Source organism: Pseudomonas sp. NPDC086251 (assembly GCF_044746405.1).
Lineage (GTDB): Bacteria > Pseudomonadota > Gammaproteobacteria > Pseudomonadales > Pseudomonadaceae > Aquipseudomonas.
Genome location: NZ_JBIVBY010000001.1, coordinates 492,207 through 505,486 on the forward strand (window position 1 = coordinate 492,207; position 13,280 = coordinate 505,486).

General features: G+C 53.9%; 18 protein-coding genes. 4 read left to right on the forward strand and 14 right to left on the reverse strand.

All coding sequences use genetic code 11. From position 1 onward, the window contains the following. Positions 1-497 precede the first annotated feature (497 nt). Positions 498-788, forward strand: a complete 291-nt coding sequence (locus tag ACIPL2_RS02170) for a hypothetical protein (RefSeq protein ID WP_401352586.1) — start codon at positions 498-500, stop codon at positions 786-788. 221 nt (positions 789-1,009) lie between these two features. On the opposite strand, the gene ACIPL2_RS02175 is transcribed toward ACIPL2_RS02170, so the two are convergent. Further along, positions 1,010-1,231, reverse strand: coding sequence for a hypothetical protein (locus ACIPL2_RS02175; RefSeq protein WP_401352587.1), 222 nt, complete (start codon positions 1,229-1,231; stop codon positions 1,010-1,012). Between the two features lie 251 nt (positions 1,232-1,482). Between ACIPL2_RS02175 and ACIPL2_RS02180 the strand changes: the two genes are divergently transcribed. Next, entirely contained in the window at positions 1,483-1,902 is a 420-nt protein-coding gene (locus tag ACIPL2_RS02180) for a hypothetical protein (RefSeq protein WP_401352589.1), read from the forward strand. A gap of 65 nt (positions 1,903-1,967) precedes the next feature. Then, positions 1,968-2,150, forward strand: a complete 183-nt coding sequence (locus ACIPL2_RS02185) for a DUF2934 domain-containing protein (protein WP_401352591.1) — start codon at positions 1,968-1,970, stop codon at positions 2,148-2,150. A gap of 358 nt (positions 2,151-2,508) precedes the next feature. Here the strand turns inward: ACIPL2_RS02185 and ACIPL2_RS02190 are convergent, their stop codons facing one another. The 10 genes from ACIPL2_RS02190 to ACIPL2_RS02235 form a co-directional block, all read right to left on the reverse strand. After that, positions 2,509-2,751 (reverse strand): AbrB/MazE/SpoVT family DNA-binding domain-containing protein, encoded by a 243-nt coding sequence (locus ACIPL2_RS02190; RefSeq protein ID WP_401352593.1) that lies wholly within the window; start codon positions 2,749-2,751, stop codon positions 2,509-2,511. A 50-nt stretch (positions 2,752-2,801) separates the two neighbouring features. Continuing rightward, positions 2,802-3,095 (reverse strand): hypothetical protein, encoded by a 294-nt coding sequence (locus ACIPL2_RS02195; RefSeq protein WP_401352594.1) that lies wholly within the window; start codon positions 3,093-3,095, stop codon positions 2,802-2,804. A 387-nt stretch (positions 3,096-3,482) separates the two neighbouring features. Then, complete coding sequence (locus tag ACIPL2_RS02200; protein ID WP_401352596.1) at positions 3,483-3,929, reverse strand: GNAT family N-acetyltransferase; 447 nt, start codon at positions 3,927-3,929, stop codon at positions 3,483-3,485. Positions 3,930-3,994: 65 nt separating this feature from the next. After that, positions 3,995-5,521, reverse strand: a complete 1,527-nt coding sequence (gene tnpC / locus ACIPL2_RS02205; RefSeq protein WP_401352598.1) for an IS66 family transposase — start codon at positions 5,519-5,521, stop codon at positions 3,995-3,997. 50 nt (positions 5,522-5,571) lie between these two features. Next, the gene (gene tnpB / locus ACIPL2_RS02210) at positions 5,572-5,907 is read right to left on the reverse strand and encodes an IS66 family insertion sequence element accessory protein TnpB (protein ID WP_177009613.1); all 336 of its coding nucleotides are present in this window, start codon (positions 5,905-5,907) and stop codon (positions 5,572-5,574) included. Then, positions 5,904-6,221, reverse strand: a complete 318-nt coding sequence (gene tnpA, locus ACIPL2_RS02215; protein WP_005747240.1) for an IS66-like element accessory protein TnpA — start codon at positions 6,219-6,221, stop codon at positions 5,904-5,906. Before tnpA ends, tnpB begins: the two co-directional genes overlap by 4 nt. A 466-nt stretch (positions 6,222-6,687) precedes the next feature. Next, positions 6,688-6,897, reverse strand: a complete 210-nt coding sequence (locus ACIPL2_RS02220; RefSeq protein ID WP_401352601.1) for a hypothetical protein — start codon at positions 6,895-6,897, stop codon at positions 6,688-6,690. A gap of 41 nt (positions 6,898-6,938) precedes the next feature. Next, positions 6,939-7,841, reverse strand: a complete 903-nt coding sequence (locus ACIPL2_RS02225; RefSeq protein WP_401352603.1) for a plasmid partitioning protein RepB C-terminal domain-containing protein — start codon at positions 7,839-7,841, stop codon at positions 6,939-6,941. Beyond that, the gene (locus ACIPL2_RS02230; RefSeq protein ID WP_401352604.1) at positions 7,841-8,752 is read right to left on the reverse strand and encodes a ParB/RepB/Spo0J family partition protein; all 912 of its coding nucleotides are present in this window, start codon (positions 8,750-8,752) and stop codon (positions 7,841-7,843) included. Before ACIPL2_RS02230 ends, ACIPL2_RS02225 begins: the two co-directional genes overlap by 1 nt. Continuing rightward, complete coding sequence (locus ACIPL2_RS02235; protein WP_401352606.1) at positions 8,749-10,314, reverse strand: recombinase family protein; 1,566 nt, start codon at positions 10,312-10,314, stop codon at positions 8,749-8,751. Before ACIPL2_RS02235 ends, ACIPL2_RS02230 begins: the two co-directional genes overlap by 4 nt. Positions 10,315-10,424: 110 nt before the next feature. Here ACIPL2_RS02235 and ACIPL2_RS02240 point away from each other — a divergent pair, with 110 nt between their 5' ends. After that, the gene (locus tag ACIPL2_RS02240) at positions 10,425-10,772 is read left to right on the forward strand and encodes a hypothetical protein (RefSeq protein ID WP_401352608.1); all 348 of its coding nucleotides are present in this window, start codon (positions 10,425-10,427) and stop codon (positions 10,770-10,772) included. Positions 10,773-10,992: 220 nt separating this feature from the next. Here ACIPL2_RS02240 and ACIPL2_RS02245 read toward each other — a convergent pair whose 3' ends face one another. From ACIPL2_RS02245 to ACIPL2_RS02255, 3 genes are all read right to left on the reverse strand, one after another. Beyond that, positions 10,993-11,319 carry a hypothetical protein gene (locus ACIPL2_RS02245; protein WP_401352610.1) on the reverse strand — a complete coding sequence of 109 codons (327 nt, stop codon included), beginning with the start codon at positions 11,317-11,319 and terminating at the stop codon, positions 10,993-10,995. Between the two features lie 2 nt (positions 11,320-11,321). Beyond that, entirely contained in the window at positions 11,322-11,936 is a 615-nt protein-coding gene (locus ACIPL2_RS02250) for a hypothetical protein (protein ID WP_401352612.1), read from the reverse strand. 553 nt (positions 11,937-12,489) lie between these two features. Then, positions 12,490-12,879, reverse strand: coding sequence for a hypothetical protein (locus tag ACIPL2_RS02255; RefSeq protein ID WP_401352613.1), 390 nt, complete (start codon positions 12,877-12,879; stop codon positions 12,490-12,492). Positions 12,880-13,280 lie beyond the last annotated feature (401 nt).

Genomic DNA, 13,280 nt, shown 5'->3' on the forward strand with positions numbered 1-13,280 from the left:
ATCGTCCAGTGTGGTGGTTTCAATCACTCTGAATCTTGCGTGCATGGTCGCTTTCCGTGCATGACATTGGTGACTTAGAAGTACCGGCAAAACAAGACGATTTCAAGAACGGGGCGGGTTTAAGCTGAGACAATTTATGACCGTGCACCGTGCTTCTCATCGCAGGAATGACGGTATAACAGCAAGTGCCGTGATGAGCCATTTTTCCTATAGTCGATGCTTCGGGCCAGCAGCGCCCGGCTAAGCTTCAGATTTTTTTGATGGAGGAACTGACGCTGCCATCGATCCTAATGCCGAAATTTCTCGCGTAAACCCACATGCCCTCGACCTTAGAAAAGAAGAGCGATGACCTGTACAGAATTTCTGACCGCGTACAGAAATCATGGCCAATTATCCGATTTTTCATTCGATCGTCACGCACCCCGTTGCGTCACTCGCTCGCTGCGCTAAGGTGAGGTTTTCCGATAACTAAGACTAAAGTCGTAGGAGGGTGCGGAATGCGAATTCGTGGGGATGTGTTTTGGCAATGGGCTGATCCAGCACTTCACCATCGGACACACGATGAGACGTTAGACGATGGCACGTTCATTGATGTCCAAGTGAGGCTATCGCCCTCGGGATGCACCCAGATGTTCATCGGAGTGTATGCGGCGAGCGGCATGGCTTTGCATGAAGAGGCATTTGATTCCAGACCGGGGGAGTCAATGACTCGTGCTTTAGCCTGGGGTGTGGGGTGTGCAAGGCGGCTCGCGATTAGTCTCAAGCAGACAGAGAGGCATGTGGCCTAGCTTCGTAACAGCAGCTTGGTAGGCATCTGGTCATCTGATCAGGCGTCAAGTGACGACCCACCATCCTTCACCCAAGCTGCTTTCTTATGCTCCAAAGATCCAATACAGAGTAGCAAATCCCGTTTGCACCGCTCAGTCCGGTGCTTCATCAGTCCTAGCCGCATTTGACGTTCGAATTATTTCGAGCCTTGTCGGGGCAGGGGAGTTCAGTTAGGCGAGCGCTAGGTGCCTTCGCCTATACCCTCGATATATCGCGCGTAGAGGGTCGTTGCCTTCTCGATGAGCCTTCCTCGTTCTTGTGGACTGATAAAACCCTGATCTTCAAATTCATCCGCGAGATGCAGCAGCGCCTCGTACTGCTCCTCTGCGTCCATCCGAATCTCAGGCTGGTTAAACAGTTTTTCCCACGATGCCAGCGCTTGTGTTTTGCGAATGTCGTTCATCACAAAAGACCATCAGGTGTGTGCTTTGGTAGATCACCATGGAATCCGTGAAGTTCGAAGGAGAGGACGACCAGTAAAAGGGGGTTTGGAGAGTGTGTATGCATCGTTTTGGCAGCCTGATTGGACTGACGTAAGGGCGCATCGCCGATGGACTCTGCCGCAACGTCTGCGGTCAATATGGATATAAGGTATTTAATTCCTCAGCAGTCAGCCACGAGCGACAAACCTTCGTGCTCGCTCTGGAGACGATCATGAACACAACACATTTTTCCCCGTTAAAACATGTTCGTCATCATCCCCCTCTAGTGAGCGAAAGCCCGGAGGACGCCGCTCGAGCGGAATGGCTCTACAACGCAGCGGAAGAGCTTCTGCGCGGCAACAGCGTGTCGTTCCAACGTCGCATGCATCCTAAGCAAAGTGTGACTGCTGAAGAGTTCGCCCTGGCAGTGGATGAGTACGTGAACAACCGTCTTGCCGATAACGAGGTGCATACCTCGGCGCTGGGCTGGCTGATCATCACCACCGAGCGAGGACATGCCGACAAGACTGCTACAGCGGAACTGCTGGGCAATTGTGATCACCCGTTGGGCAAGCTTGGCGAGATTGCCGAGGCGCTGCTTGAACCCCTCGCGGATGACGCTCTGCTAGCCAAAGCTGAGGATGACCTATGAGCCGTACCTTTGGGATCAGCTAGTTTAAGAACCAGGATCAAGTAGCGACTCAGAGAGGAATGACCATGATTGACGATTCGAAAGTCCGAGAAAGAGCTTATGAGTTGTGGGAAAAAGATGGTCGTCGGGAAGGGGCTGAGGAGTTCTACTGGCGACTTGCGCAGGAACAGCTTGAGGCGGAAGCCACACGTCAAGCTACGGATGGTGAGTGGCCAGCAAAAGGCGAAGCCAGCCGCGTTGATCACTGATGACTACGGTTCTTCACTCCGCTTCCGATACGCTTTGCTGTCTTTGAGCAAGCATTGTCCCTGTTCGAGGACAACGTCGTCGCTGCAACAGAATATGAGCTCGCCGGCTCGAGGGCTCGGTTCAAAGCGTCCACTAAGATTCTGAGGACGAGGGTGGAGACGAACGCTGTGCTCGATCTCATCGGTCGAATGCAGAGGGTGGTTCCTGTGTGAGATTCGATAGGCGCCTAGTTAGGCTGTGGAGCAAAGCTACTACGGCTATCGCTCCTTCGGGCTTAAGCCCGGCTCGACGCCAAGTCTTCACATGTCTTTGGCGGGTCACTCCACATTTGGCCCACCACGACGCATTGCAGCTGTCTCATTTCTCAGGGGCGTTACCAAGCCGTGCGCTATCCCAGGTTTCAGTGATCTCGTCTATTCGATCCGCAATCCGAGGCGTCGTTGATAGGACAAGGCAGCGCGTGTTGCCGACAAATTCTTCTATCAGGTACACAGCGTCGCCGACATCCAGTTCGAGCTCCTGCAGCGCTTCGTCCGGAATTCGAATCGCACCGTCACCATCCCATTCTTCGATGATGATTTTCATAGGTGGCTTTTTCACGTGTGGTCTCCTTTGCTATGAGCCGGCAAGCCGTTCCCGCCTGTAGATTCTCAGTGGCACGTATACAGATCAGGATAATCATCAAGCTTAAGGCTAGGAGCGCCTCCGTCCTCCAGTTCGCGCTTAGGCGTATGTATCACTCCAGCTTCGGCGTCAGCACGCATCTGCTCGAGCTCTCTGTGAAATGCCTTGTCCTGAACCGTGGGTTTGCTGGTGTACGGTTTTCTGTCTGGTAAAGGCTGGGCTGCATAGGTCGTTACCGCGTCAGGGTCGTGCTGCAGCTTTTCTTGAACTTGGGATTCCAGCATTGCACGGAGCGCGTCTTTGTCGGGACGGTTAAGCAATTTGTTACTCCTATTCGGAAGCCAGGCACTCGCTATTCGATTGGTGCATTGAGCAGTTGGAGAGGGCAGGGCCGTTTATTTTTGTGGTTGCATCGCAGATTGGCAGTTACCCGGATTGCAGGTTAAAAATTCTGGTAAGCCTACCAAGGCTTGGAGGCAATCGTCTGTGATGAAAATGATGTCATAGCTCCAGTCTTGTATGCAGCTTTAAAGATGACTTGAAGTGGCCAAACCCTCACCTGCCGTTTTGCATGAAGGCTCATAGCCCAGCGAGCAGTCGCTCAAGCTGTTCTCGCTCCCAGGCGCTCAATAGCTCGACAGGATCAGCGCCGTCCCGCGTAAGCGTCTGGCAGATACACCTTGTCAGCAATATGATGGCTGCCTACATCAGCTGTTGCCTAGCTGCATGACATGGGTAGCATGAGGAATATCTGTTCGTATGAAACCACAGTGCAGATAAAACGAATCGCCCTCGGGAGTATCAGTAGAAAGGTGCACGCTCCGAAAGCGAAGAGCCGCATGTGTCAGCAGCGCTTTTACTAAAGCTTGGCCAACATGCTGTCCTCTTGACGAAGCTGCGACATATACCCGGCGTAGCCTTGCCGTATTGGCCTCCGCATATGGATCAATGGACAAGCCCCCGACGCCTATCAGTTGCTGGTTCAAGCGCGCCACCATAAGACACTCGCCGGGTGCATCGAAACGGTTCGTCCCCGAGTGCCACTCGTCAATCAACCGGGTGATAAACCTGAAACCTTCCTCAACCGCCTCTTTTTCCAATGCCAGAATCTTCGGTGGCAAGTGCGTGATCTGATGGATCTCGAATTGTTTCATTCATCGTCCTTGTTTTTTTGGGGGGGACTTATTGGTAATCGTACTTGGAGCACGTCTCGGCCAGATCAAGCGGGCATCCACTGATGCGGTAAAAGCTGCTCAATCTCACTAGCCTTCTGCGTTGGCAACCGCCTCAGCACATCTTTGAGGTAAGCATACGGATCATGCCCATTAATGCGCGCCGACTGGATCAGGCTCATGATCGCCGCCGCCCGCTTGCCGCTGCGCAGCGACCCAGCAAACAACCAGTTCGACCGCCCAAGCGCCCACGGCCGGATCAAGTTCTCGATCTGGTTGTTATCGATGGGTACAGCCCCATCCTCCAGGTAGCGCGTCAGCGCTACCCAGCGTTTAAGGCTGTAATCCAGGGCCTTGGCCGTAGCCGAGCCCTCGGGCACAAGTTCGCGTTGGGCCAGCATCCATTCATGCAGTTTTTCAGCAATGGGCACCGCTGCTTCCTGGCGTAGTCGCCAGCGATCTTCGTCGCTCATTTCCTTGGCGTGGCGCTCGATTTCGTACAACCCGCCAATCGAGTGAAGCGCTTGCTCCGCCAACTGGCTTTTATTGGCGACATGCAGGTCGAAGAACTTGCGGCGCGCATGCGCCATGCAGCCGATTTCGGTGATGCCCAGCTCGAAGCTGGCCTTGTAGCCGGCGAAGTCGTCACAGACCAACTTGCCGTTCCACGCACTCAGGAAATTACGCGCATGTTCGCCGGCACGGCTGAGGCTGAAGTCGTAGACCACGGCCTTGAGTGTCGAGAATGGCGTGCTGCTGTAGGCCCAGACGTAGGAGCGGTGAGTTTTCTTCTCGCCGGGCGCCAGCATTTGTACCGGCGTTTCATCAGCGTGGACTACGCGCTGGGCCAGCACCGCTTCGCGCAGCGCATCGACCAGCGGCTGAAGCTGTACGCCGGTTTGACCCACCCACTGCGCCAGTGTCGAGCGCGGGATGGCCAGGCCGGCACGGCCGAAGATCTTTTCCTGCCGGTACAGCGGTAAATGGTCGGCGAACTTCGCCACCATCACATGGGCCAACAGGCCTGCGGTCGGGATGCCCTTGTCGATCACTTGGGCCGGCACCGGGGCCTGGATCAGTGTTTCGCACTGCCGGCAGGCCCATTTCCCACGAACATGCTGTTCGACGGTGAACATGCCCGGCGTGTAGTCCAGCTTCTCGCTGACGTCTTCACCGATGCGCTGAAGCTGGCAGCCGCAAGCGCACTGAGTGTTGTCCGGCTCGGGATGGATCACAGTGCGCGGGAACTGCGGCGGCAACGGCGCACGCTTGGGTTGCTGGCGTGGTTCCGTTGCCGCAGGTTCTGGCCGAAGTGCGTTCAGCTCCGCCTCGATGGCTTCAAGATCGGTGTTGAGAAGGTCATCGAGCAAGCTGCCTTGCGCCGGGCTGATCTGTTCGCTGCGCTTGACGAACTTGTGCCGTTTGAGGATGGCGATCTCGTGGGTAAGTTGCTCGATGATCGTCTCATCACGATGAATCTTTCTGTCCTGGGTGTCGATCTTGGACATCAACTGCGCAGCCAGCGTGCGCAGTTGTTCGGGAGTCATTTGGTCGAGATCGGGCAAAGAAGTCATGCCGTGGATTTTACCAAAGCAGCCCGAGTGCTACAGCTAAAAGGCAGCGTTTAAAGTAATGTAATTGCGCCGCCAGCACCGACTCGTTGCCAGGGCAATCCAAGTACCAGCGCCTGAAGTTGTTCGGGGTCGAGCTCGACCTCCGTTCCACGATGGATGCCTGGCCAATGAAACTTACCTTGATTCAAGCGCCGCGCCGCCAGCCAGATACCAACGCCGTCGTGCACCAGGACTTTCATGCGGTTGGCCCGGCGATTGGCAAAGAGGTACGCGCAGTGCGGCTTCGCCGCACCGAACACCGCGACCACTCTGGCCAATGCGGTCTCAGTGCCGGCACGCATGTCCATGGGCTCGGTGGCGAGCCAGATGGCATCGACGCGAATCATTGGGCCAGGCCACGAATGAAACACGCGCAGCCATCCGGATCTGAGGCTGGCCATTTTACGGTGATGGATTTATCACCTAGAGGTAGCGAGATGATCACCATTTCTTCTGTTGCGCGCCTTGGTGCCGGTTTTATGGGAACGAACGCTGGCAGGGTTGCGGGGGATTGATCTCGGTAAATCGGCAGCCACTTGCGGATCACGTTGGCGTTAATGCCGTGATGGATGGCTACGCTGGAAATCGTCGCTCCGGGTTGCAGGCACTCCTGGACGACCTGGGCTTTGAACGATTTCGGGTAAGAGCTTCGTTGGCGCATGAAAATCCTGGCGATAAGGGCGATCGCGTCCGCTTAAAAATACGCGGACACCATCGCCCTAAATGCTGGAGTTCGGTAGGTGTGTTCGCCATCCGCTTACCGTCCCGCTGCCAGAGTTCAAGCGTACCGACTCGGCCATCAGGCGACCTGCAGTACTCGCAGTAGTCAAGGGTGTCACAGTCATTGAATAGCGTGAGTACCCAGCCATCAGTGCTCACGGGCATGAGGCCATGATAGATCTCGCTCCAAGACTGGATGGAGCTACGGATCATGATGCGTTTGCTGAGCGCGACATCCGTCAGTACCTGGCAGACCTCGAGGGCGGTGAGAGGAGAGGTTGTGTTCAATTCATTTCGCTCTCGAGTCATCACTTGCCAGTAGCTAAGCTGCGGTATGAAGTGGCGTCAACGGGGAGGTCGATCCTTCGGGCCGATTGGCCCGGCTAGTCTACAAGCTGGAGAGCTGCTCACTCAGGCGTCATGAGCACCGCTAACGTCATGTTGATGAAGTCCTCGTTCTTGCTGATTGTGTGCAAAGCACCGCGCACGTTGCCAGCGACGTCCGCTGATCCGCGTTGCTCGACCCAGAGTGCCAGCTCCATGATCGCGGCTTCGAGGACTAGCTGATTCTGATTTATCTTGAAGAGCAGAGAAGGGAGTAGGTCTGCGTTCGACATCTTGATTCCTCCGTGGAAGAGGTCAGCCTAGCAGGTGATAGCTATTCACGTTCAAGTTGCCTCGCATCAGAGGTTACAGCTTCCATGATGGTAACTAGCTCCTCGAGCAGTTCTGCATAGTAGCGTGTGAGATAGCCTGCAATGACATCGTTGCGAAGGAGACGTACGAGATAACCTTTGGCTACGACCAAGACCAGCATCGTTTCACCTAACGTGTCTTCAACCTGCTTGTAGTCGTGCTGGAGGTTCTCCATCTCTCGTTCCATACGGGCAATGTCGACCGCACTGACATCACTTGGCTTTTTCTTAATCTCCACCAGCATCTCTGGCCGTGACGCAGCCAAGACCATTCGTGCGTAATTTCTCGTGAAACAGTTGGCTGAGATCATCATTTCAACGGTTTCGATCTGCCGAATTGGCTTCATCTGTCGAAGGGATCGAAAGACGTCCTGCGAGACCATCCGCACCTTGAGCATCTCTGCAACCTCCGGGGCAATACCTTTCAGTAGATTTTCTCTCTCGTAAATTCTATCGACGTTTATCCCGAGCACTGCAGCTATGCGAGAGGCTTCTATACCTTTCTTCAACGCGGAAATGATCATTTTATGCTCTTGGATTGGGGTAAGTCTGTTGATCTGCCGATTGTAGGTAAAGCCCTCATCATCGGTAGAAATTAGGCATAGCGCATCGGTCGCCCCCAATGCTTTGAGTGCCTCTAAGCGAAAATGCCCATCCAAAAGCATGAACGAAGATACCCCATCCGCGATTACCGGCTTAGGATGAACCACCAACGGCTCGACAATTCCGAGCTCTCTTATTGAACTCAAAATGCTGGAGTACTTTTTACTTCCAGGTATCAGTTGTTCGACTTTTCGGGATGGAAGGATTCGCTGCAGGGGAATCGCGATAACACGCTGCTCGAATGCCTGCTTGATCTCTGTCATCACTGCGTCTCCCCAGAAATCCGGTCAGCCAGTGGCTTGGGCATGTCTGGAATTTCTTCGTTTCGAAGCAACGTCTTGAAGTAGTCATCGGCCAGCAATTTTCGCATTGCCGTGACGATAATTAGCAGCCGTCGTTCGTTGATGTCCGACTTTTTGATCATCACTTTTTGGCGCCGAGCCTCAATCTGATAAGCGTGCAGAAGCTTTTGAGGTGTTGGCTTGTCAGTGCGTGGCGCCTGCTGTCCATAGCGCTTACCGAAAGTTTTCCTTTTATCGACTAGGCGACGCACCCTCATCAATTGCTCGCCTTTCAGTACTCCGCTTTCGTAGGCTTCCATCATGGCCTTCTGGAGATCAGCATCCTTTGAGCGAGCGATTTCCATCGCCAACTTTATAGATAACCAGCCTTTCTCGACCGCCGCGATTAGGCGCTCTTCACCCTGACGCAATAGCACAAGAATTCCGTGTACATATCCTGAATCCAAGCATGTTTTGTCGGCTATCTGCTGACAGGTATATCCACGATCAGAAAGGATTTGAATTGATGTCAAAAGCTCACGGTTCGAGTGTTTTCGGCGTGCTAAATTTTCAACCAGCCCGATCAGGTATCGATCCGCCTCGCTAGCGCTGACTACGATACAGGGGATCTTTTTCTCCCCCAGCGCCTGTAGTGCTTCGAAGCGACCTTGGCCACAAACAATTTCATATGGCTCAGTACCGCTAGTCGTGGGAGCGACGGTAATGGGACGTTTAAGACCTAATGCCGATATGTTCTCTACCAGCCTGGCGAACACTTGCTTATTGCGCGCTCTTGGATTGAGCACCCGAATATCGTCAAGTGGAATGAGTTGGATTGTAGTCTCTTCTGCAATGTGCATCAGAGCTCTACGGTGGGCTTGAATCGCCGTCATGCCACTCTCCTGTAATCACTGCGGCGCGATAGCTCAGAAAGGATGTCCAGAGTGTCGAACCGATAGATTTCGAGGCTGGCCTGATTGCGTTCGGCAAGGCGAATCCGTGGGGTCTCAATGTCGATAGCTGGCAGGACGTAGTAATCCAAGGCTGCTTCTTCTTGCTCCTTCATCCGCACAGCTACAGTGATGTCGGGGCTCAAGCCGAAATCAAAGCGGATGTTCCATCGTTTGGTGCCCGCTGGAGACAGCTGACATCGGCTGAGTACGAGAGAGACTGTTACTTCCTCGTTGACCAGCATCAAATCAGTGTGAGGGTCGACTATGACTTTTCCGCCAACTTCTGCAATTTTTGACGTGGTTTGCTGAAGGAGCAGCGGGTGCATCTGCCGTAGTCGCTTGTTGGCTTCGATGTACTGGTAGTCGCGTGCCGGCGTATACCCAATCAGGGTGTAGCAGCGAAGCAGGCTTCCAAATCGATGCTGGTAAGCACTACTAGAGGGACAACCTTCAGCCTCGTCAATCACTAGGCCCGATAGGTATCCGCTGCGTTGGTAAATGGCCTTGAGCACCTTCAGCATTTCATCATCGGGCATCCGATAGGAGCGCGTCTCGATGATCGATTGAGCCGCCTTAAATAGGATCGAATTCACGATAGGGCGGAAGACACCATTGGCTCGAATCCACTCTTCAGGTGGGTTTTCTATACGCGTCTGTTTTAGCTTGAAGGAGCTGTGGTTCCAGACGTTATTGCCAACGTATTTTTCGTTGATCAGCACCTGATGCACAGTGCCGCGAGTCCACGATCTTGCACGGTCGTTGAGTACACCCCGGGCATTCAGCCAATCGGCAATCTCCCGTTCACTTCTACCTTCCTCCACGAACAGACGATAGATGTGCTGCACCATTTCGACCTCGCCCGGTGGGCCCGGCACCAGGATCACTCGGTCAGTCTGAATACTTTTGTGTTCGCCTATCTGCAGCTCATTTTTGGGTGAGCCGTGGCTGTCTACCAGCTGCCGCCGGAGCCCAAACCCTGCTGGGCCACCTTGGCGGTATCCCAACTCGATAAGTCGAGACTGTCCGGCAAAGACTTTCACTGACAGTTCGCGGCTGTACTCGCCTGCCATCATCCGCTTCACACTCTTAACGATGTTGGAGACAGGCGATCCGTCGTTGGTGAATTGCTCTGCACAGTATTGAACGGACACACCGGCCTGCCGGCAACGAACCTCGTAGCTCGCGCTCACGTCGGGATCCTGAAAGCGGCCCCAGCGACTAACGTCATAGACCAGGACTGTGGAGTAATCGGCACGACCGCTTTCCACGTCGAAGAACAGTTGCTTCAGCGCATCACGTCCCTCCAGGCGTAGGCCGCTTTTGCCCGCGTCGGTATAAACCTTGTTGATCTCAAGATCGTGGGTAACAGCGTACAGGCGGATGGTATCGAGCTGGTTCTCGGTCGAGTATTGCTGATGCTCAGTGGACATCCGGACGTACGCCGCTGCCAAGGCCGTGCTCGGTTCATTGAGTGTATTACCCACACCAATGAGGTTTTGCATCGACAGCATCCTCAACTTTCTCGCGGCCACCAAGGCATCGTCAGAGCCGTTTTAGTTACCGCACTTTTTCTGTATGGCTCTAAAGAAGGTAGAAGATCGGGGAGGAAAAAATGTTCACGAAAACGGGCAATTCTTTTCTGGCCCAAAAGGAGTATGCGGCCGGAATAGCCAGGGCTCTCCACATGGAGCTAGGTGAAACGCATCAAGCAACCAAAACTCTGATGCGTTGGACGAACGCGAATGAGCGAACTGTTAAAAATTGGATGGCTGGACATAACGGCCCGCGCGGTGAACATTTGGTGGCACTGATCAAGCACTCTGATCTGGCCCTGGCTGCATTTCTCGGTATGGCAGGGAGGCCGCTAGCGTTGACGGCTTCAGAACTCCCATTGCTCAGGCAGAAACTTCAGGTGGCCATCGAAGGGATTGATTCATGTCTAACGGATAGGGGGTTGTAGGTCACATAGTGAGTGAGTCAGATGAAATGATGACTTTACACATTGGTGCGACAGTCTTGGAAAGCCCTAAGCATGACGTCCTGATGGGCCACGTCTCCTCCCAAAATAGCATTCGCGATCAGAAAAAAACGACTCCCCAATTTGCCGGGAGCCGTCCGAGCTGGCTTGAACCAGCATACGAGAGGGAGGGTATTACCGCCCCCTACCAGGCGGGACTACATCACGCATACCACTCGATGAAACGCTTAAATTCTTCAAAGTGTTCAAAGTGCCAATACTGAGCGGCTTGCCCAACCCTCAACCGCGAAGCATGCTTTCCATTGAGTGCAGAGGTACGCGTTTTGGACGCAGGATAGAGTGCGGCGGGGGAGCAGGGTGCTGTGCTGAGTGATGTTTGCTCTGTCCAGCAGTAGATGGCTCCTCGATCCCGCTCAATAGCAAGCTGCCGTCCTAAGCGGGTAGTGAATCCAGCAATGTACTTAGACGGTTTGGCATTGAGGCTAAGCTTTGCTACGCAATACTCTTCAGCTTGCTTTGCGAGTCCCATGATCAGATCACCTGTGTTGGATTGAAGCTTCGACGACCAGACAACCAACGTAATGCTTCAGATAGCTCGACTACAGTTCGAGTACCTTGCTTGGTGGTCAGCAGACGATCTTGAGCCGTTGGCAAGGTCGCGTTTCGAACGGACTTTTCAGACATCTGCGCCATGATCGCGATCTCGAGCAGTGTGAGACATTCGGAATAAAGTCCCTCCAGCACGGCTGGAATCCCTTCGATGTCGGATCGTTCGGAGTCCAAGCTCGCGCGAATCCCTCCCATCACCAACACCTTCTCTAACGCCTTAGGTGGCGCAGCCCCGTAGTGCTCCACGTAGATTCGGCCAGTCGCTACAAACGCGCTCAAGTCCAACCAGTCCGCGTCATTGTCGTGTCCCTGGGAAGACCACTTTCCCTCCACTGCATACTCGTAGCAAACCTGTGCAAGATATTTGGGACGATCCGCGCTTCCGAGTGTGAGCTTGGCTGCGGACTTATTAATGTTGTAGAGCGTGGACAGTGCGGTGACCTGGACGTCGAATATCTCATCGACCTCCTTTAGCAAAGCTCGCAACGAAATGGGATCGGTAGGATGGACAAACTCTAGATGCTGGTTGGTTTTCATTTGTACGCCTCTCCTTTGATGAGGTGAGGCTAGACGTGGGAAAACGTTTTGTAAAGTAAACTTCCAGGCATATTTGGAATAAATGGAATTTCAGGATTGGCCCGCGTTTTCAGCAACGGAGCAGTCCTGCTGTTGGTGCTGACGCCGAATTGACCCAGTGGCCGAGATGTCACTGCCCCAGTCTTATTTCTCGCGAACCATTGCCTATGCTGGATTTCCACCTACTTGGGGTGGGGCAGTTTTACGTCGGCACGTGGGTCAATTCAGCGTCAGCGTCTACAGCGTATGCTCAATTACTGCATCACTGCTTTCCGGAGAGCGCTGCACGTCGCACCATCAGCGCTACGGGTAAGTGGCGTCCCCATTGGTTGGGTATCGAATGAGCTTCGGGGCACAGAGCGCTCTAGCAAGGGGAGCGCTCAGGCGTGAAGGATGAAAGCCCGCCAGGGCCGAGACCCGCATTGCGGGGCGCGGTTTACGACAGCCATCCGCCGGAGGCGGCACGCCTACAAAGGAACTATTCGCCCTGCCATTCGGCGGTAAATTCAGTCTGCTAACCGCAGAAGCATATGATCAACGGATAGGACTGTCTCAATGGAGGTAGTACCCCATGTCTGATCCATTCACGAAACCATACCGAAACCCTCGTACTGGCAAAACAAGCTCGGGAGGAGCCGCTAGGGAAGGGCGTATCAAAACGCTGGGAGGCGTTGACGAAATCATCAGCCAAGCTGTAACCAAGGCGTTGATAGCCAATGCGGATCAGATCCAAACCGCAAGAAAGCCCGGAAAATGAGATTAGCCAGCCATGTTGGGTAAAGTTATCGAGTTCAAGGCGCACATAAGGCAGAAGAAGCCAACCTTTCCTACTGAAGCGAGCTTGGCGGATTCCATCGTTCGTCAATTTCTTGATGAGGCCGATGCCCCAGTCAAAGATACCCACGTCCGTGCGCAAATCCTTGCGTTCAACCAAAACGGAAAGGGCGCGACCTTGGAGCTAAAAAGGACGGTGCATATACGCATCAGATCTCCCTTCACCCTAGGATACTGGCTAGCTATGTTGCATGAGCCCAGCTATTCCACGTCTTAATTGGCAAAGAGTACGAGGAGTACAACGAGTACTCCTCGTATGCCCATAAGAGTGTATGAGGCACGCTCGCGTGATCTGGCGAAATAGCGGGGGACTGCAAACTGGAAGCTGCTCTAGGTCAGTGCCGATTGGTTCGTCTCGCAATATCCGCACTTCACCGGCCCAGAATTCTCAAATCTCAGCAGATACAGAGAGCCCGTCATGCTCGATTAGTGCCGCAGTTACTCTGATGATTGACCTAGGCTGAAGGCGAG